Source organism: Flavobacterium commune, assembly GCF_001857965.1.
GTDB lineage: Bacteria > Bacteroidota > Bacteroidia > Flavobacteriales > Flavobacteriaceae > Flavobacterium > Flavobacterium commune.
In genome coordinates, this window is sequence record NZ_CP017774.1 from 1,943,336 (window position 1) to 1,960,085 (window position 16,750).

At 34.6% G+C, this 16,750-nt stretch carries 16 protein-coding genes; 10 read left to right on the forward strand and 6 right to left on the reverse strand.

Features of this window, described 5'->3' with window-relative positions:
- Positions 1–96 precede the first annotated feature (96 nt).
- Together BIW12_RS08035 and BIW12_RS08040 are read left to right on the forward strand one after the other, a co-directional pair.
- Entirely contained in the window at positions 97–1,011 is a 915-nt protein-coding gene (locus BIW12_RS08035) for a PorP/SprF family type IX secretion system membrane protein (RefSeq protein ID WP_071184646.1), read from the forward strand.
- Positions 1,012–1,022: 11 nt separating this feature from the next.
- Positions 1,023–2,972, forward strand: coding sequence for an OmpA family protein (locus BIW12_RS08040; RefSeq protein ID WP_071184647.1), 1,950 nt, complete (start codon positions 1,023–1,025; stop codon positions 2,970–2,972).
- 97 nt (positions 2,973–3,069) lie between these two features.
- Here the strand turns inward: BIW12_RS08040 and BIW12_RS08045 are convergent, their stop codons facing one another.
- The 3 genes from BIW12_RS08045 to BIW12_RS08055 all read right to left on the reverse strand — a co-directional run bounded on the left by BIW12_RS08045 (position 3,070) and on the right by BIW12_RS08055 (position 6,122).
- Positions 3,070–4,146 (reverse strand): glycosyltransferase, encoded by a 1,077-nt coding sequence (locus BIW12_RS08045; protein ID WP_071184648.1) that lies wholly within the window; start codon positions 4,144–4,146, stop codon positions 3,070–3,072.
- 174 nt (positions 4,147–4,320) lie between these two features.
- Entirely contained in the window at positions 4,321–5,577 is a 1,257-nt protein-coding gene (locus tag BIW12_RS08050) for an aspartate kinase (RefSeq protein WP_071184649.1), read from the reverse strand.
- A 65-nt stretch (positions 5,578–5,642) separates the two neighbouring features.
- Entirely contained in the window at positions 5,643–6,122 is a 480-nt protein-coding gene (locus tag BIW12_RS08055) for a GNAT family N-acetyltransferase (protein WP_071184650.1), read from the reverse strand.
- 170 nt (positions 6,123–6,292) lie between these two features.
- Between BIW12_RS08055 and fbp the strand changes: the two genes are divergently transcribed.
- On the forward strand, positions 6,293–7,303 hold the full coding sequence (fbp, locus tag BIW12_RS08060) for a class 1 fructose-bisphosphatase (protein ID WP_071184651.1): 1,011 nt from the start codon (positions 6,293–6,295) through the stop codon (positions 7,301–7,303).
- Positions 7,304–7,385: 82 nt separating this feature from the next.
- Here fbp and BIW12_RS08065 read toward each other — a convergent pair whose 3' ends face one another.
- On the reverse strand, positions 7,386–7,817 hold the full coding sequence (locus BIW12_RS08065) for a fructose 1,6-bisphosphatase (protein WP_071184652.1): 432 nt from the start codon (positions 7,815–7,817) through the stop codon (positions 7,386–7,388).
- Between the two features lie 410 nt (positions 7,818–8,227).
- On the opposite strand from BIW12_RS08065, the gene BIW12_RS08070 reads away from it, so the two are divergent.
- From BIW12_RS08070 to BIW12_RS08085, 4 genes are read left to right on the forward strand one after another with little or no spacing between them, the layout of a single operon-like run.
- Positions 8,228–8,821 carry a HupE/UreJ family protein gene (locus BIW12_RS08070; RefSeq protein ID WP_071184653.1) on the forward strand — a complete coding sequence of 198 codons (594 nt, stop codon included), beginning with the start codon at positions 8,228–8,230 and terminating at the stop codon, positions 8,819–8,821.
- A 3-nt stretch (positions 8,822–8,824) separates the two neighbouring features.
- Complete coding sequence (locus tag BIW12_RS08075) at positions 8,825–9,256, forward strand: deoxycytidylate deaminase (RefSeq protein WP_071184654.1); 432 nt, start codon at positions 8,825–8,827, stop codon at positions 9,254–9,256.
- Positions 9,257–9,258: 2 nt separating this feature from the next.
- Positions 9,259–10,833 (forward strand): S41 family peptidase, encoded by a 1,575-nt coding sequence (locus tag BIW12_RS08080; protein ID WP_071184655.1) that lies wholly within the window; start codon positions 9,259–9,261, stop codon positions 10,831–10,833.
- A gap of 4 nt (positions 10,834–10,837) precedes the next feature.
- The gene (locus tag BIW12_RS08085) at positions 10,838–11,134 is read left to right on the forward strand and encodes a hypothetical protein (protein ID WP_071184656.1); all 297 of its coding nucleotides are present in this window, start codon (positions 10,838–10,840) and stop codon (positions 11,132–11,134) included.
- Positions 11,135–11,235: 101 nt separating this feature from the next.
- On the opposite strand, the gene BIW12_RS08090 is transcribed toward BIW12_RS08085, so the two are convergent.
- Together BIW12_RS08090 and BIW12_RS08095 are read right to left on the reverse strand one after the other, a co-directional pair.
- Positions 11,236–11,841, reverse strand: a complete 606-nt coding sequence (locus tag BIW12_RS08090) for an FAD-dependent oxidoreductase (RefSeq protein ID WP_071184657.1) — start codon at positions 11,839–11,841, stop codon at positions 11,236–11,238.
- A 5-nt stretch (positions 11,842–11,846) separates the two neighbouring features.
- Positions 11,847–12,050: a hypothetical protein gene (locus tag BIW12_RS08095; RefSeq protein ID WP_071184658.1), complete on the reverse strand. Its 204-nt coding sequence runs from the start codon at positions 12,048–12,050 to the stop codon at positions 11,847–11,849.
- A 333-nt stretch (positions 12,051–12,383) separates the two neighbouring features.
- On the opposite strand from BIW12_RS08095, the gene BIW12_RS08100 reads away from it, so the two are divergent.
- The 3 genes from BIW12_RS08100 to BIW12_RS08110 all read left to right on the forward strand — a co-directional run bounded on the left by BIW12_RS08100 (position 12,384) and on the right by BIW12_RS08110 (position 16,750).
- Positions 12,384–12,962 (forward strand): DUF3109 family protein, encoded by a 579-nt coding sequence (locus tag BIW12_RS08100; RefSeq protein ID WP_071184659.1) that lies wholly within the window; start codon positions 12,384–12,386, stop codon positions 12,960–12,962.
- A gap of 250 nt (positions 12,963–13,212) precedes the next feature.
- Complete coding sequence (locus BIW12_RS08105) at positions 13,213–14,202, forward strand: ribonucleotide-diphosphate reductase subunit beta (RefSeq protein ID WP_071184660.1); 990 nt, start codon at positions 13,213–13,215, stop codon at positions 14,200–14,202.
- A 157-nt stretch (positions 14,203–14,359) separates the two neighbouring features.
- On the forward strand, positions 14,360–16,750 hold the full coding sequence (locus BIW12_RS08110; RefSeq protein ID WP_071184661.1) for a ribonucleoside-diphosphate reductase subunit alpha: 2,391 nt from the start codon (positions 14,360–14,362) through the stop codon (positions 16,748–16,750).

The window sequence follows — 16,750 nt, forward strand, 5'->3', positions numbered from 1 at the left end:
TCTTTCGAAATAAATTAAAATAATAGAATGAAATCGGGATACCATAGCTGACTGTCAGCAAGCAGCTATGACCTCTGACAAATAAAATTTACATATATGAAAACAAATTCTATAATACTACTTCTGTTGTTAGCAATGGTGCCTGGTTTTGCACAGCAAGATTCGCAATACACCCATTATATGTATAATACCATTACTATTAATCCTGCTTATGCCGGTAGCCGTGGTGTAACAAGTATTTTTGGTTTGCATCGTACACAATGGGTCGGTTTAGACGGAGCACCTACTACAAATGCGTTTTCAATTCATTCCCCGATACAAAATTCAAGGTTAGGGATTGGACTTTCATTTGTAAATGACAAAATTGGAGCTGGAGATCAAAGTAATATTGGAGCAGATTTGTCATACTCGATTCCAACATCTGAGAAGTATGATTTGTCTTTTGGAATCAAAGTTTCGGCTGATTTGTTGAATGTGGATTACACTAAATTAAATCGATATGATCCCAGTAATCCCTTGTTTCAAAACAATATTGATAATGAGTTTGCACCCAATGTTGGGGCTGGGGTTTATTATCATTCGGATCAATTGTATTTAGGTTTTTCGGTTCCCAATTTTTTAAATGTAAGGCATTTTGATGACAATGCTTCGGCTGCTGTCAAAGACCGATTGCATTACTATTTAATGGGAGGTTATGTTTTTGATTTGAGTCCGTCGGTGAAGTTAAAACCAAGTGTTTTGACTAAAATAGTTTCGGGAGCTCCATTACAAGTTGATTTGTCTGCCAATGTTTTATTGCAGGATAAGGTTTCGTTAGGACTTGCTTATCGATGGAGTGCTGCTGCAACAGCTATGGCAGGGATCCAAATTACCGATGGATTACTGGTAGGCTATAGTTATGATTTTGATACCACAAGTCTGGAAAATTACAACTCAGGTTCTCATGAGATTTTCCTGCGTTTCGAATTGTTCAACATTCAAAGAAGGATAATAACTCCAAGATTCTTTTAAATAATAGTTTTATGAAAAAGTATTACATATCCATATTGTTGTTTGGCTTTTTTGCTTTGCAACTTTCAGCACAGGTAGGTTCCAGAGATACAAAGGCAGATAAAGATTATGACAGATTCGCTTATATTGATGCGATTAAAACCTACGAACGCATGTTTGACAGAGGCTATAAGTCTCCGGATATGCTGCTAAAGTTGGCTAATGCTTATTATTTCAGTGGCGATTTAGAAAACGCTGCTAAATATTACAAAGAGTTATTTGCAACCGAAACCATTGTGACTCCCGAATGTTATTATCGATTTGCTCAATCTTTAAAGTCGATTAAAGAGTATGAAAAAGCCGATGAAATGATGGCTAAGTTTAACAAGGAAAACGGTAATGATTTAAGAGCAAAACTCGCTTCAACTCAAAAAAACTACCTTGATATTATTAAGAAAAATTCAGGAAGATATATCATTGAAAATGCCGGAATCAACTCTAAATATTCCGATTATGGAAGTTCTTATTACAAAGGAAATCTGGTCTTTACTTCGGCTCGGGATACTGGGAGTTTTGTAAAACGAATGGATCCATGGACAGGAGAGGGCTTTACTAATTTGTACCAATCCAACATTGATTCAGATGGCATGTTGGGTAATGTAAAAAAAGCATTCGAAAATTTGAATAGCAAGTTTCATGAGTCAACTCCTGTTTTTACTGCCGATGCTAAAACGGTATACTTTACCCGAAACAATTATAATGCAGGTAAGCGTGGCAATGATGCCAATAAAACTACTTTACTGAAAATTTACAGAGCCACTTTAAATGGTGAAAAATGGGAGAATGTGACCGAATTACCTTTTAATAATGACAATTACAGTGTGGCACATCCAGCCTTGAGTTTTGACGAAAAGACCTTGTATTTTGCTTCGGATATGCCGGGAACTTTAGGGCAGTCCGATCTTTATAAGGTGAAAATATATGACGATGGAACTTATGGAACTCCTGAGAATTTAGGAAAAGGAATCAATACCGAAGGCAGGGAAACTTTTCCATTTGTAACCGAAAAAAACGAACTCTATTTTGCCTCAGATGGTCATCCCGGTTTGGGAGGAATGGATGTTTTTGTTGCAAAAGCCAGACAGGACGGAAGCTTTAAAGAAGTTTTAAATGTGGGTGAACCCTTGAATAGTTCTAAGGATGATTTTGCTTTGTTAATTAATCCTGCTACTAAAATAGGTTATGTTACTTCAAACAGAGATGGGGGGTTAGGAGGAGACGATATCTATAAAGTTAAAGAAAACAGATCAATTGAATATCCATGCGAGCAGTTTTTAGCAGGAAAAGTGACCGATGTTGAGACTAGTCAATTGATTACAAATGCTAAGGTGAGTTTGTATAACAGTAGTTATCAATTGTTGAAATCATCGGCCACTAACGACAAAGGTGAGTTTGATTTTGGAGAAGTCGAATGTGAGGCTAAATATTATATCAAAACTGAAAAAGAAGCTTATAATACCGACGAAATCTCTACAACAATTGCTGATAATACTGGTAAAACTTTTGTTCCGGTTACCATAGAAAAAACCTTGAAAAAAGTAACTGTTGGTGATGATATTGCTAAGGTATTCGGGATAAAAATCATCTATTTTGATTTGAATAAATCCGATATCCGAGCTGATGCAGCTTTAGAATTGTCTAAGATTTTAGATGTAATGATGCAAAATCCAACGATCAAAATTGATATTCGTTCGCATACCGATAGTAGAAATACAGCTATGTACAATTGGAAATTATCAGAAAGGAGAGCAGCTGCCACTAAAGCCTGGTTGATTCAAAACGGAATTGAAGTTTCCCGATTGACCGCTGTGGGTTACGGAGAGTCAAAATTAGTTAATAAATGTGCCGATGGTGTTGAATGTACTGAAGATGAACACCAGGCCAATAGACGAAGTGAATTTGTAATTGTTTCAATAAAGTAACTAGTTAGTTAGGTTAGTTTTTGTTTCGTTATCCTATAAACGGGGGTTATATAGGATAACACTTTAAACGCACTAATTGACCATTTTTAATGGTCGATTAGTGTTCGTTTAATGAAAAAACTTTGAAAATTTCAGACCAGTTTAAATCTGATTTTATCTCAGAAAGCCCTTTGTAGTTGTCAATTTGATCCAAATCTTTAATAGTAAAAAGCTCTTGTTTTGTAAAAGGAACAAGAGCTTCTTTTTTTAGTTTTTTGGCTAAATATTCTTGTTCGTATTGTCCGGGAGTAGGAATAAAAAAGGCTTTTTTATTCAGTTTTGCCAAATCCATAATCGAGGTATATCCTGAGCGGCAAAGAATGATGTCACTTTCGTTCAGTGCTTGTTCCAGTTGTCGGCTGTGCATGAAGTTATAAAAAGTAATACTACCTATTTGCTCTTTTTTTTGTTCTTTTTCTATAATTCCTTTTATAAAAAGAATGTTACCATTGTAAAGTGTAATTTCTTTTTTCAATTTTTCTTCCAGCATTCCGCGTTGCGGTTCAGGGCCGGAAAGTATAATCATCAAGTCGTATTTTTTAGTTGCTTTTTTTTGCTGCATTCTACTCAATGGCCCGATGTATTTGATGTTTAAATCATGATTTTTTAAATGACTTAATTCGCCGGCTAAATTGGGTGTGCTTGCTGTGTCCGGAATCCAGCATTCGGTATATTTTTTTATAATATTTTGATGTAAAATGCTGCTCAACCAGGTAGTATTTCCTGTCATTACATTGAGTTGGTGAGTAACAAATACCGAAGGCACTTTTTTGTTAAATACACCAAGTCTGTTGTCAGAGATAATTCCGTCGATGTCGTGTTTTTTAATCCATTTTTTTACTAATCTTTTTTCTTCTAAAATGGCTTCAATCATTTTTGGGCAATTTTTGAGCAGTTTCCATTTAAAATACTTGCCGTTTTTGGCATATTCTATTTGGTAAGAAGGTAGTTCAAGAAATTTTAAATAGGGAAATTCTTTTTTTAATAAGTCCAAAGCAATGCCGTCTGAGGCAATAATTGGTATGAAATTATTGTCTTGTAAGGCTTTAATAATAGGAATACAGCGTGTTGCGTGTCCCAAGCCCCAGTTTAACGGAGCTACTAAAATGTTTTTGCTAGGAGAGTTTAAATTCATTTTTTTAAATCATTTTTAATGATAAAAATACTTAAACAAAGTTTTTGTAAACTTGCTTATGAATTATCAAACTATTAAGTTTTTATTTCCTAAAATAACAATTAAATGAGGAATTTGTAAAAAAAAAGACACTGCAAAACAACAGTGTCTTTTTGTATAATTATAGCGAAAAGATTAGCCTTCTTTAGTAACAATTTGCATCGTTTCAGTACCTAATTGTTTCAATAGCACCGTTTTTCCTTCTACTACTGTTTGAGCAGCAGCGTCATTAAAATGTCTAATCGTGTATAAAGTAACATCTTCGTTGTAACCCACTTTGAATTTTTTAGATAAAATAGCAAGAAGGTCTTTAAAGTTACCAAATTTGTCCTCAACACATACAGAAAAACTGATAGCCGAGTTTTGAATTAAGTTTACCTTAATTTTAAATTCGTGGAATAAACCAAATATTTCACTAATGTTTTCTTCCATGATGAATGAAAAATCAATAGAAGAAAGTGAAATTAATAATTGTTCTCTTTTTACAATGAAACAAGGCATGAATGGCTCAAGTGTTGCTCCTTTGCTCACAACAGTTCCTTTTAATAAAGGATTGATGAATGATTTTACGTGTAAAGGAATTTCCTTTTTTTGCAATGGTTGTAATGTTTTTGGGTGAATAACCGTTGCTCCGTAGAAAGCTAATTCGATAGCTTCTCTGTACGAAATTTGATTTAACAAACTTGCATTTTCAAAATATCTAGGGTCGGCATTCATAACTCCCGGAACGTCTTTCCAGATAGTAACACTTTCGGCATTTAAGCAATAAGCAAAAATTGCGGCAGTATAATCAGAACCTTCACGGCCTAAGGTTGTTGTAAAGTTATTTTCGTCAGAACCTAAGAATCCCTGAGTGATGTTTAAGCTTTTGGTTTTGATGTTTTTAGAGATGTTGCTTTGAGTTAATTCCCAGTCAACTTCGGCATCACGGTAATTGTTGTTTGTTTTAATGTAATTACGAACATCAATCCATTGGGTTTCAATCCCCATGAAATTCATGTAGTAACTCAAAACAGTTGTCGAAATAATCTCTCCCATGCTTACTATTTGGTCGTAAACAAAGTTGTAGTTAGGCGATTTGTTATGAGCCAGGAAATACTCTAAATCAGTAAAATGATTTTGTACAGCAGCAAATACCTCATGTTTATCGTCTTCGAATAAATCCAATAAAATCTGATTGTGGTATTTTTTAATTTCCTGAACCGAAGCGTTAAGTTCAGGTGATTTATCGAAATAATTTTTGATTACTACTTCTAAGGCATTGGTAGTTTTCCCCATTGCCGAAACAACTAATAATACATCCTCGTAACCTGCTTTTTGTAAAACGTCATATACGTTTCTTATACCGGCAGCATCTTTTACAGATGCTCCACCAAATTTGAATACTTTCATTTTAAATTAAGATTTAAGACTTAAGATTTATCGCTGAAAAATTTAAAGTCATTATTATATGTTTTTTATTTTAATTTCTTTTCTATAAAATTGGCAATACCGTCTTCATCCATTTGAGCTACGCACCATTCATTGAGTACTTTGGCTCCTGTTTTTTCGTAAAAATCAATTGCCGGTGTATTCCAATCCAGTACATTCCAGTCAATTCGTCTGACCTTGTCTCTCTGTGCCTGCCTGATAATTTCGGAATAAAGTGCATAACCTACACCTTGACCGCGCATGCTGTTTTTTACTACCAAATCTTCAAGATGGATTATTTTTCCTTTCCAGGTTGAATATCGGTAATAATAGAGCGCAATTCCAACAATCTCCTGCTGTACTTCGGCAACAAAAACATGAAACAGGGGTTTTTCACCAAAACCATCCCTAATCAAATCGGCTTCTGTAACTTTGACAGCATCGGGTTCTTTTTCAAATTCGGCTAACTCCTGAATTAGGCTAAGAACCGCCTTCATGTCTTCTTTTTTACCTACTCTAATATTCATATATTCGTATTATTTGGATTAAAATTTAACAATAAGGCTTTCCTGGAAACTGATAGGCTGCTAATTATTAGCAAATATACAATACTGCCAAACTAAGTAAGTTTTATTGAATCATTATCACAAAAAAAACGATATTTGTGACTTCAAATTCAAATTATATCGATTTCGTAATGGAAGAAAGCACTAAAACCTTAGGAGAATTTATTATTGAAAATCAAAATGCCTTTCAATATTCATCTGGCGAATTATCCCGAATAATCAATTCAATCCGATTGGCTGCAAAAGTAGTAAGTTACAAAGTAAATAAAGCGGGTTTAATTGATATTACCGGAGCGGCTGGTGAACAAAATATTCAAGGAGAAGACCAGCAGAAATTAGATGTTTATGCTAATGAGGTTTTTATCCAAACTTTAAAAAATCGCGAGATTGTTTGCGGAATTGCCTCTGAAGAAAATGATGATTTTATAACTGTTGAAGGAAAAGACAAAGGGCATAAAAACAAATATGTCGTTTTAATGGATCCTTTGGATGGTTCTTCTAATATTGATGTGAATGTTTCGGTAGGAACTGTTTTCTCGGTTTACCGACGTGTTACTCCGGTGGGAACTCCTGTTACCTTAGAAGATTTTTTGCAACCGGGAACCATGCAGGTAGCGGCGGGTTATGTAATTTACGGTACATCGACAATGCTGGTTTATACCACTGGTCATGGAGTGAATGGTTTTACGTTGAATCCTGCAATTGGTACTTTCTATCTTTCGCATCCTGATATGAAATTTACTAAAGACGGACATATTTATTCTATCAATGAAGGGAATTATATTCAGTTTCCTCAAGGAGTTAAAGATTATATTAAATATTGTCAATCCGAAGAAGGGGATAGGCCTTATACTTCAAGATATATTGGTAGTTTAGTTTCGGATATTCACCGAAATATGATTAAGGGAGGGATTTATATTTATCCTACAAGTTCTAAGGCACCTAAAGGTAAATTGCGATTGCTGTACGAATGCAATCCAATGGCTTTTATTGCTGAACAAGCCGGTGGTAAAGCTTCGGATGGATTTAGACGAATTATGGAAATTAAGCCAACAGAATTACATGAACGTGTACCGTTTTTCTGTGGAAGTTATAACATGGTAACTAAGGCAGAAGAGTTTATGTTGAAGGCTTCTAAATAATAGTTTTTCAGATAAATACATCATATAAAAAGCTCTTGAATTCAATATCAAGAGCTTTTTATATGTACTTAAAAAGGTAAAATTACTTGTGCATGTTTTGCATTTCGTAGGCAAAAGTATCAAAATCCACTTTTTTGTCAACTAATGATAAGGCTTTTGCTATAATGTGATTTACGTTGCTTGGTGTAAAACCTAAGCCAATTCCTATTTTTCTCAAAAGTACTTCTTGTTTGTCTCCTAATTGGTGATCAACATGAACCATTCTTGCTAAATCGTACAAACGCTCCAGTCTTTGAGAATATAAATAAGGGGGATTAATTGGGTGAATTGCCGGATTTTCTACAATCTCTTCGTATTCTGAAGGAGCAATTTCAAGTCTTGTAGCTAGTTTGTTGATGAACGCTTTTTCTTCCTCAGAAACAATGCCGTCAGCTAGAGCAACACGAACAATTGCAGCAAAATGACCTTTGTTTCTTTGTTTAAATTCGCTATCAAATAAATCTGAAAATGACATAATTTCTGTGTTTTTTTATTAGACAAATATACTTCAATTTTTAAATTATTAATTTTCTTTTGAATTTTAATTTAATGGGGAATCTAATTTAGAATCAATTTTATTTTAAAGAAATTTGCAATTGAATTGAGGGCAAACGCATTGCTTTTAGTAATAAAAAAAACAGCCACGAACCTGTCTGCCGACAGGCAGATTGCACGAAATAACACAAATTGTGATGTTATTGATTACACGAATCTGTTAAAGGCAGATTTAAAATTAGTGTAATTTTTTTTAAGTCATTAAAATTGCTACAAATTAGTGTGATTTGTGGCAAAAATAAAACTGATGCGTTTGCTCTGCAATTGAATTGAGGGTTTCAAAATTAATCGTAAGTTTACAATCCCTTTATCAATCAAATAATGCAATCGATGTCCCAATTTTTAATTTATTTTCAATTAGGATTAAAACATATTTTAAATATCTATTCCTACGACCATATTTTGTTTCTAATCGCCCTTGCAATTCCGCTTGCTTTTAAAGACTGGAAACGCATTTTACTCTTAGTGACTACATTTACTTTAGGTCATACTATTGCATTATTGTTAACTATTTATGGAATTATAGCTGTCAAAGTAGCCGTAATCGAATTGTTGATTCCCATTACAATTTTAATAGTGGCCTTGTTTCATCTTTTTACAGCAGGAAAATCGGGTAAAAAGGAAAGTATTAATTTGGTTTTCTTTATCACACTTTTCTTTGGGATTATCCACGGTTTAGGATTTTTGAATACTTTTAAATCTATTCATCATGGAAGTGCAACTTCTAAGTTGTTAGCAATCTTAGAATTTGCGTTGGGAATCGAAGCCGCTCAGTTAGTTGTCATGCTGGTTGTTTTGATTTTGGCATATATAGTGCAAACTGTTTTTCGGTTTTCTAAAAGAGATTGGACTTTGGTTATGTCGGCATTTATTATTGGAGTAGTTTTGCCAATTATTATTGGTAATGAAATTTGGTTAAGATAGATTATGGAACAAAAGAAATTGAATAAATACGATAAGGCTTATCTTCGAATTGCTAAGGAATGGGGGCTTTTATCTTATTGCAAACGCAAACAGGTAGGAGCTATTATTGTTAAAGACAGAATGATTATTTCTGATGGTTACAATGGTACGCCTTCGGGTTTTGATAATTGTTGTGAAGACGAAGAAGGTCTAACCAGATGGGATGTGTTGCATGCCGAAGCCAATGCTATTCTAAAAGTGGCAAGATCTACACAATCTTGTGAAGGAGCTACATTGTATATCACACTTTCGCCTTGTAAAGAATGCAGTAAATTAATTCATCAATCCGGAATTAAGAGGGTTGTATATCAAAACGGATACCGTGATGATTCGGGAATTCAGTTTTTAAAGAAAGCAGGTGTAATTGTGGATCATATTCCGGAATTAGAAGATTAAAAGTGAAAATAGATAGTAAATACATTCCTATTTATATTAGCGCTATTCTGGCGATAGGAATTTTTATAGGTGGTTTGTTGGATTTTTCAACAGAAAATCAGCTTTCGCCCACAAATAGTTCGAAAGCAAAACTCAATCAGTTGATTGATTTCATCGACAATGAATATGTTGATGATATTGATACCGATTCGATTGTTGACAGAACCGTAGATAATATTTTAGCTCAATTAGATCCGCATTCGGTTTATGTTCCGCCAACACAACAGGCCGAGGTAGCTGAGAATATGAAAGGTGATTTTGTGGGGATTGGTGTTCGATTTTATGTTTATAAAGATACGGTTGCTATTGTTCAGCCTATTGAAAATGGCCCTTCGGCAAAAGCAGGAATCAAAGCCGGAGACCGAATTTTGTTTGCCGATGGGACAAAATTGTTTGGACGAAAATTACCTACGGATAGTTTGTTCGCCAAACTCAAAGGCAAAGAAGGAACTGAGGTAGTACTTACGGTTTATAGAAAATCTGAGAAAAGAAAAATCGAATTTAAGATAAAACGCGATGTCATTCCGTTAAAGAGTGTTGATGTGGCTTTGATGCTGAACCCTTCAACGGCTTATATAAAAATCAATCGTTTTGCCGAAACTACTTATGAAGAGTTTAAAACTAATTTGCTCCGATTGAAAGCACAAGGCGCAAAAACACTGGTGATTAATCTTAGGGATAATGGAGGCGGCTATATGGAAGAAGCTATTGCTATTGCCGATGAATTATTGGGTAACAGAAAATTAATAGTCTTTACTAAAAATAAAAAGGGTCGTGTTGAGAAAACCTATGCGACCGAAAGAGGTGAATTTGAAAAAGGCAGATTGTTTGTTCTGATTAATGAAAATTCGGCTTCGGCCAGTGAAATTCTTGCCGGTGCGGTTCAGGATAATGATCGCGGAACTATAGTAGGGCGTCGTTCGTTTGGAAAAGGCTTGGTACAGCGCGAAATGGATTTTAAAGATGGTTCGGCGGTGCGATTAACGGTAGCGCGCTATTATACACCTACGGGAAGGTCGATTCAAAAACCTTATGAAAAAGGAAGTGAGCAGTATTTTGAGGAATCGGAAACTCGTTTTAAAAATGGTGAATTATATGCAAAAGATAGCATAAAAGTTGCTGCTAATTTGAAATTTAAGACTCCAAAAGGGAAAATTGTATACGGAGGAGGCGGGATTGTTCCCGATGTTTTTGTGCCAATCGAATATGAAAATGCCGATGAAGCAACTGTTTATCTGATGGAGTCGGGAATTGTGGGGAATTTTGTTTTTGAACAATTGGATAAAAATCGAAATGCTTTCAAAGGGCTTTCGTTTGAACAGTTTTTAGATAAAATGAATGCTACCGATGTTTATTTTGATATTTTTGAAGACTTTATGGTTAAACATGTAAAAGGGATTCAGTTACGCAAAAGTAAATGGGTAGTAAAACGTTATCTGAATGCCGAATTTGCCCGACAATTGTACGGAGAAAAAGCCTATTATGACATTGTTTTGAAAGATGATGTTATGATTAAAAAAGTTTTAAGTAAAAAATAGCAATATGAAAAAGTTTTTGAGCCTGTTGTTTTTTGTTGGTTTGATTTTCTCTTGTGCTTCGCTAAAAGATAAAAATCAGGTTGAAGGTAGTGTGGAGTCAATTGTATATGGTAAGGACGGCTACACTGCAAAAATCAAAACGGATAAAAATCAAATTTACTTAGCTACTGTAAGTAGAGTTAATCTTGAGCAAAACTATAAAGTTTTCAAGACAGGAAATAAGGTGGTGTTAAAAGGAGAGATCTGGAAAACAGATACGGAAAAACATATAAAAGTTACCGAGATAGTTTTGGTCAACTAGGTCTTGAATAAATTTATAAAACCATTAAGAGATTAAGGAAATTTAGCTGTACGCTTCATGAACTTAATCTCTTAATGGTATTTTTTAATAAACTTTTTGATTTATCGAATGCTGTCGTGAGCGTGAGTTTGAATGCCGTTATTCCATAAAGTGAGAATGTCTGTGGCAACAGCGGCTCCGCTTCCGGCGGCAATGGCAAGCTGGCTTCTCCATCCTGCTAATGTCCCGATTACATAAATGCCTTCGGCTACTTTATGGTCAGTGTTTTTTAATTGAATTCTTTGTTTTTCAGGAAGTGCTTTTTGGTGCGGAATAACATAATTCATTAATCCTTCAATAACAAAAGTATTTGCTGAACCAATACCGATTACTATTTTTTTAGTTTGGTAGCTGTTTTTGTTGGTAATTATATTAAAATTTGGATATTCACCTTCAATACGAAGGACTTTTTCGTTTTGAATTTGTGTAATATGCGGGTAGGTTTCAGCCAGGTGAGTACTGCTTTCGGTTAATAATTCCGAGCCTAATTTACCGGCAGGGATACCATAAGCGTTATAAAATAAGGCGTCCTGAAGTGAAGAAGATTTCTGGTGGGTAAAAATGCCAATTCTCTTTTCGGTCATAAAACTTTTGTTTTTGGCTGAGCCAAGAACTAAAGCGCACGACATTCCCGAAACTCCACCGCCAATTATAAGTACGTCAAACATATAATTTATAGTTTGTCGTTCATTTTGTCATCTATTTTCTTAGATAATCTAAAAATCACCAGAATTAAGATGGCGCAACAAGAAGCAGCTATTCCAATAAAAGCAACTGCGTTATCTCCTCCAAACAGATTATTGAAATCTAATTGAGTGATGTTAAAAATGACCAGTGCTGATGCTAGAAACACTAAGATGTTAGTAAAGATTTTCATGATATTAGTGTTGGCTTGTAGATTGAAATTCAAGTTGTTTCTACAGGCTAAATTACGGGGTAAAATTATAAAAAAAATGTTTAGAGCAATAGTCCTTTAACATTAGAAGCTTATAATTTAACAGCGATATGTTAAAATAGAATCATAAGTTTTTGGTTTTTAATTAGTTATGGTTTTGTTGTAGTCCTTGGTTTACTGCGGATTAGTGCTTGTTTTTTTTGATTTTAAATAGGCTTGAATTTAGTTAAAGTTCAGGATAAAACAGAGCTTGTTTGATAGTGTACGATAAGGAATGATTATCTTTGCATTTTATAAATTATACTAAGTAAATCCATGTTTCAGTTAGGAAAAACCATAGTTTCGGAAGACATTTTAGAAAAAGAATTTGTTTGTAATTTATCAGCCTGTCACGGAGCCTGCTGTGTTGATGGTGATGCAGGTGCGCCTTTAAATGAAGAGGAGACTAAAATTTTAGAGGAAATATTTCCTAAAGTAAAACCTTTTTTACGCAAAGAAGGTATTGAGGCTATTGAGGCTCAGGGGACCTGGGTAAAAGGTACCGATGGTGACCTTGAAACGCCATTAATTGATAATAAGGATTGTGCTTATGTAATTTTTGATGGAAAAACTGCTCTTTGCGGTATTGAGCAAGCCTATAATCAGGGAATTGTAGATTGGAAAAAACCAGTTTCCTGTCATTTGTATCCTATTCGTGTAAAAGATTTCACGGAGTTTGCAGCGGTTAATTATGACAAATGGGATATTTGTGATGATGCCTGCTCTTTAGGTAAAGAGTTGGAAGTTCCGGTGTATAAATTCGTCAAAGAAGCATTGATTAGAAGGTTTGGTGAAGATTGGTATTTAGAGCTTGAATTAGTAGCTCAGGAATGGAAAAAAGTCAAGTCAAAATAAAATATTTTTTTCTTGTTTTGTATTGTTTAAATCCTATATTCTACGCCTGTTTATAACGTTTTCGGTTTTTTAAATGATTGATTTATAAAGGTTTGTTTTTTAAAATGGATTTGAATGTCTTTTCTTTCTTTGTTAAAAACTAGGGTGTATTGTGAATAAGTTTGACTTTTAATTACCGCAATATTTCATAATCTTTGTAAAGCTTCAAAAAGCAAAAAACATCCTTAAATCTCATATAAAAATAATAGCAATGTCGCAAGTAGAACCCATTTTACAAGAGAATAAAAATCGTTTCGTAATATTTCCTATAAAACACCATGATATTTGGGAATGGTATAAAAAGATGGAGGCTAGTTTTTGGACAGCTGAGGAAATCGATTTGTCTCAGGACTTACATGACTGGAACAACAAGTTGAATTCAGATGAGAAATATTTTATCAAACATATTTTAGCCTTCTTCGCTGCTTCTGACGGAATTGTAAATGAAAACTTAGCTGAGAATTTTGTAAATGAGGTACAATATGCTGAAGCTAAATTTTTCTATGGTTTCCAAATTATGATGGAAAATATTCATAGTGAAACTTATTCGCTTTTGATAGATACTTATGTAAAAGACGAAAAAGAAAAAGACGAATTATTTAATGCCTTAGATGTTTTTCCTGCTATTAGAAAAAAAGCTGACTGGGCTTTAAAATGGATAGAATCCGATTCTTTTGCTGAAAGATTAATTGCTTTTGCTGCTGTAGAAGGAATCTTTTTCTCAGGTGCTTTCTGTTCTATTTATTGGTTGAAAAAACGTGGTTTAATGCCAGGATTGACCTTTTCTAACGAATTGATTTCTCGTGACGAAGGTGTACACTGTGATTTTGCAGTGCATTTACACAACCACCATCTGGTGAATAAAGTGTCTAAAGAAAGAATCAAAGAGATTATCGTTGACGCTTTGGATATTGAAAGAGAGTTTATCACTGAGTCACTTCCGGTAAGTTTAATTGGAATGAATGCCAGTTTGATGACGCAATATTTAGAGTTTGTTACCGATAGATTATTAGTGGAATTAGGTTGCGAAAGAGTTTACAATACTTCAAATCCATTCGATTTTATGGATATGATTTCGCTTCAGGGAAAAACTAATTTCTTCGAGAAAAAAGTATCTGAATATCAAAAAGCAGGAGTTTTAAACAGTGGGAAAGCTAATGACTCTGATGCTCAGGAAATTTCTTTCGACGCTGATTTTTAAAAAATCACCACAAAGGCACTAAGTCACAAATAAAAGACTTGGTTTCGTGAGTGGAAAAAATAAGCACTTTGTGTCTTAGCGCCTTAGCGGCAAAAAAAAATGTTACAAATAACCAGAAACAGTGAAGGGATTCCCTGTTTTACAAAACCCAAAACTTATGTACGTAGTAAAAAGAGACGGCCACAAAGAGCCAGTAATGTTCGACAAAATCACAGAAAGAATTAAAAAACTTTGCTATGGTTTAAATGATTTAGTGGATGCCGTAAAAGTGGCAATGCGCGTGATAGAAGGATTATATGATGGAGTTTCTACGTCAGAGTTAGATAATTTAGCGGCTGAGACTGCGGCTTCGATGACTATTGCACATCCGGATTATGCTCAGTTGGCAGCTAGAATTGCAATTTCAAACCTGCATTCGAATACAAAAAAATCATTTTCGGAAACAATGACCGAAATGTATCACTATGTGAATCCAAGAAATGGTCAGGCAGCTCCGTTAATTTCAGATGAAGTATTCAAAGTAATTCAGGAAAATGCAGCTTTCTTAGATTCTCATATTATTTATACCAGAGATTTTAATTATGATTATTTTGGTTTCAAAACTTTAGAGCGTTCTTATTTGTTAAAAATAAACGGGAAAATTGTTGAAAGACCACAACATATGTTAATGCGTGTGGCAGTTGGAATTCATTTAGATGATTTACAGGCTGTTTTAGAAACTTACGACTTGATGTCTAAAAAGTTTTTTACGCATGCAACTCCTACCTTGTTTAACGCAGGTACGCCAAAACCTCAAATGTCTTCTTGTTTCCTTTTGGCAATGCAGGATGATAGTATTGACGGTATTTACGATACTTTGAAACAAACGGCTAAAATTTCGCAATCAGCGGGAGGAATTGGACTTTCTATTCATAATGTTCGTGCTACAGGTTCTTATATTCGTGGTACTAACGGAACTTCAAACGGTATTGTTCCGATGTTGAGAGTGTTTAATGATACAGCTCGTTACGTAGATCAGGGTGGAGGAAAGCGCAAAGGTAGTTTTGCTATTTACATCGAAACCTGGCATGCTGATATTTTCGAATTCTTAGACTTGAAAAAGAATACCGGAAAAGAAGAAATGCGTGCAAGAGATTTATTTTTTGCCATGTGGACTTCTGATTTATTCATGAAACGCGTACAGGAAGATGGACAATGGACTTTAATGTGTCCTAACGAATGCCCGGGATTGTATGATGTTTATGGAGACGAATTTGAAGCGATGTACATCGACTATGAAAACCGTGGAAAAGGTAGAAAAACCATCAGAGCACGTGAATTATGGGAGAAAATCCTGGAATCTCAAATTGAGACAGGGACACCATACATGTTGTACAAAGACTCCGTTAACCGTAAATCAAACCAAAAGAATTTAGGAGTTATTCGTTCGTCTAACTTGTGTACTGAGATTATGGAGTACACTTCTAAGGATGAAATTGCAGTTTGTAACTTGGCTTCGCTTTCATTGCCAATGTTTGTTGAAAACGGCGCATTTAATCACGAAGCTTTATTCAATGTAACGAAACGTGTTACCAGAAACCTGAATAAGGTTATCGACAGAAATTACTATCCGGTTCCTGAAGCAGAAAATTCTAACCTTCGTCATAGACCGGTTGGTTTAGGAGTTCAAGGTTTGGCCGATGCTTTCATTATGTTGCGTATGCCGTTTACAAGTGAGGAAGCTAAAAAATTAAATCAGGAGATTTTTGAAACCTTATACTTCGCTGCTGTTACCGCTTCTATGGAAATGGCTAAAGAAGAAGGACCATACTCTACTTATGCGGGTTCTCCAATTTCTCAGGGAGAATTCCAGCACAATATGTGGGGCTTGAAAGATGAGGAATTATCAGGTCGTTGGGACTGGGCTTCATTAAGAAAAGAAGTGATGGAACACGGAGTTCGTAACTCTTTATTAGTAGCGCCAATGCCTACTGCTTCTACTTCTCAAATTTTAGGGAACAACGAAGCTTTCGAACCATATACTTCTAATATTTATACCCGTCGTGTGTTATCAGGAGAATTTATTGTAGTAAACAAACATTTATTACATGATTTAGTAGAACGCGGATTGTGGAATGAAAGTTTGAAACAAGAAATTATGCGTCATAATGGATCAGTTCAAAACATTGATATTATTCCGCAAGACTTAAAAGAATTGTACAAAACCGTTTGGGAAATGTCAATGAAGGATATTATTGATATGTCTCGTCAAAGAGGATATTTTATTGACCAGTCGCAATCATTGAACTTGTTTATGCAAGATGCTAATTATGCTAAATTAACATCAATGCACTTCTATGCTTGGCAATCTGGATTGAAAACAGGTATGTATTATTTAAGAACTAAATCGGCTGTAGATGCAATTAAATTTACTTTAAATAACGATAAAAAAGAACAGCCAGTTGCTGAAGAAATAAAAACAGAAGCGATTGATATTGAAGATTATAAAAAGATGATTTTACAAGCCCAAGCAGGCGGTCCGGAGGATTGCGAAATGTGTGGAGCGTAA